Annotated in this window: 3 protein-coding genes; 1 reads left to right on the top strand and 2 read right to left on the bottom strand. The window is 47.5% G+C overall.

The window, feature by feature from the left end; genetic code table 11:
- The first annotated feature begins 417 nt into the window (after positions 1-417).
- Positions 418-1,200 (top strand): DsbA family protein, encoded by a 783-nt coding sequence (locus QUB04_RS32315; protein ID WP_333290741.1) that lies wholly within the window; start codon positions 418-420, stop codon positions 1,198-1,200.
- A 96-nt stretch (positions 1,201-1,296) separates the two neighbouring features.
- On the opposite strand, the gene rpe is transcribed toward QUB04_RS32315, so the two are convergent.
- Positions 1,297-1,998, bottom strand: a complete 702-nt coding sequence (rpe, locus tag QUB04_RS32320) for a ribulose-phosphate 3-epimerase (protein ID WP_006632078.1) — start codon at positions 1,996-1,998, stop codon at positions 1,297-1,299.
- Positions 1,999-2,040: 42 nt separating this feature from the next.
- On the bottom strand, positions 2,041-2,226 hold a 186-nt coding region (locus QUB04_RS32325; protein ID WP_333290742.1), incomplete at its 5' end, for a hypothetical protein.

Genomic DNA, 2,226 nt, shown 5'->3' on the forward strand with positions numbered 1-2,226 from the left:
AACCCGCAAGGGAACAACTAGGAAATCTAAGAAGTGATTCTTAGAAGCTCCGTACCTTCAGGTCGGAGTGATGTCACATCTCGTCCTGTAAAATAACCATGACCGCGTTTGTAGTTAAGACTTGAGTCCTCAGAATATGATCGGGACTAAAGCCCTCACTACAAACCTTTTTTATTGGAGTCGTTGGATGCGAAATTATATTATAATAAATTCCAATAATTTAAATATTAATTATTAGGTTAGTCGGTGTTCGGGTGATTAACACCCCTTGCCAATTACCGACTACCAATTACCGATTGCCACTGAATAAATATTGGTCATAGATAAAAATAACTGCACAGCAGTCAACAGCGGTATACCTGACACTCCGCAAAATTAAATGTAGGATTAAGTGTTGTCGTGAATCAGAAAAAAAAGATGAACTTATCCACTATTTGGCGAAAACTCCGCAGCCAGCAAGCCTTCTGCTTGGCTGTACTCCTGGCAGGTTGCCTGGTATTTATCGGTTGTTCCCCCGCGCAGTCAGCGGCTGGCAATTCAGTCGATCCCAAGTTCAAAGAGCAAGTCTTGCAGGTGATCCGCGAAAACCCGCAAGCAATTTTAGAGTCGGTACAAGGGTACCAGCAACAGCAGCAGCAGTCTCTCAAAGCAGCGCAGGAATCATTTTTGCAGGAGATGAAAACTAATCCCAAATCTTCGATCGGGAATTCTCCCACCACGGGTTCAGCTTCGCAGCAGATTGTACTTTTAGAATTCTCTGACTTTGAATGTCCCTTTTGCGCGCGCGCTCACGATACTGTCAAGCAGTTTATGGCAAAACACCAGGCCAAAGTTACTTTAGCTTACAAGCATTTACCCTTGACTTCTATTCACCCTCAAGCGCTGCCAGCAGCTAAAGCAGCTTGGGCTGCCCAACAGCAGGGCAAATTCTGGGAATATTACAGCGCTTTGTTTGAAGGGCAGAAACAGTTAGGCGAACCATTGTACGCATCGATCGCCCAAAAGCTCAATCTAAAATTAGATAAATTCAACACCGATCGCAACAGCCCCGCCGCCGAAGCCGCCATTGAGAAAGACGTGCAACTCGCTCAACAACTGGGCATTCAAGGCACTCCCTTCTTTATTATGAACGGTCAAACTTTCTCCGGGGCGGTCGAGCTTTCTGAGATGGAAAGCATTCTCGCCTCTGTCTCGAAATAAGTAATTCCTGAGTCTTAGAAACCGAGTCTAAAAATGCGTTCCCAGCCTGCTTTGGCTGGGAACGAGAAAAACCAGAAAAACTGGAAAAATCTTTGATTAAACCGCAGCCAACTCAGGAGTCGGGCGCTTGCTGTGGCGGATACCCTCGATCGCCGCTGCGTAATCATTCGCCTTAAACACAGCAGAACCAGCGACGATCGCATTTGCGCCCGCTTCCAGAACCTGCCAAGTATTGTTCCCCTTCAAACCGCCATCTACCTCAATCCAAGGATCGAGGCCCTTGTCGTCGCACATTTTACGCAACTGGCGAATTTTCGGCAAAACAGCCGGGATAAAACTTTGACCGCCAAAACCGGGATTGACGCTCATAATCAGCACCAAATCGCACAGTTCCAGCACGTACTCGATCAACTCCAGCGGTGTCGAAGGATTCAGAACCACACCAGCCATTTTGCCCAATTCCCGAATTTGGCCGAGGGTGCGGTGCAAGTGAGGCGAAGCATTGTGTTCGGCGTGAACCGAAATAATGTCAGCACCAGCCTTAGCGAAGTCCTCGACGTACTTCTCCGGCTCCACAATCATTAAGTGGACATCGATCACCTTGGTAGTAACAGGGCGAATTGCCTCAACAATCAGCGGCCCGATAGTAATATTAGGAACAAAGCGACCGTCCATCACATCTACGTGAATCCAGTCAGCCCCAGCTCGATCGACAGCCTGAATCTCTTCTCCAAGACGGCTAAAATCGGCTGATAATATGGATGGAGCAATAACGATGGGTTTTTGGGATTGGGTCATGGCTAAGTCTGTTCTCCTGACTGCTGTGCTGTATCCAGTTTATCAAAATACGGGTCTCCGGGTCGAAAAGTTGCCAACGATCGGTCGCGAGATCCCCAGCACCGAAAAATTTTGCCTCTGACAGAGTAGCACCAATCCGTAGTATTTCGGCGTAATCCGAGGTATTGCAGCTACTCCAGACCACTCAAAGCGAGTAATCGTTATCTCTAAGCGTTTAAGTTCACACCT

Source organism: Microcoleus sp. D2_18a_B4 (assembly GCF_036702475.1).
In the GTDB taxonomy this organism is placed as follows: domain Bacteria; phylum Cyanobacteriota; class Cyanobacteriia; order Cyanobacteriales; family Microcoleaceae; genus Microcoleus.

Excerpts from the sequence above, each read along its gene's own strand:
- rpe (WP_006632078.1), bottom strand. The coding sequence starts at position 1,998 with ATGACCCAATCCCAAAAACCCATCGTTATTGCTCCATCCATATTATCA.
- QUB04_RS32315 (WP_333290741.1), top strand. The coding sequence starts at position 418 with ATGAACTTATCCACTATTTGGCGAAAACTCCGCAGCCAGCAAGCCTTC.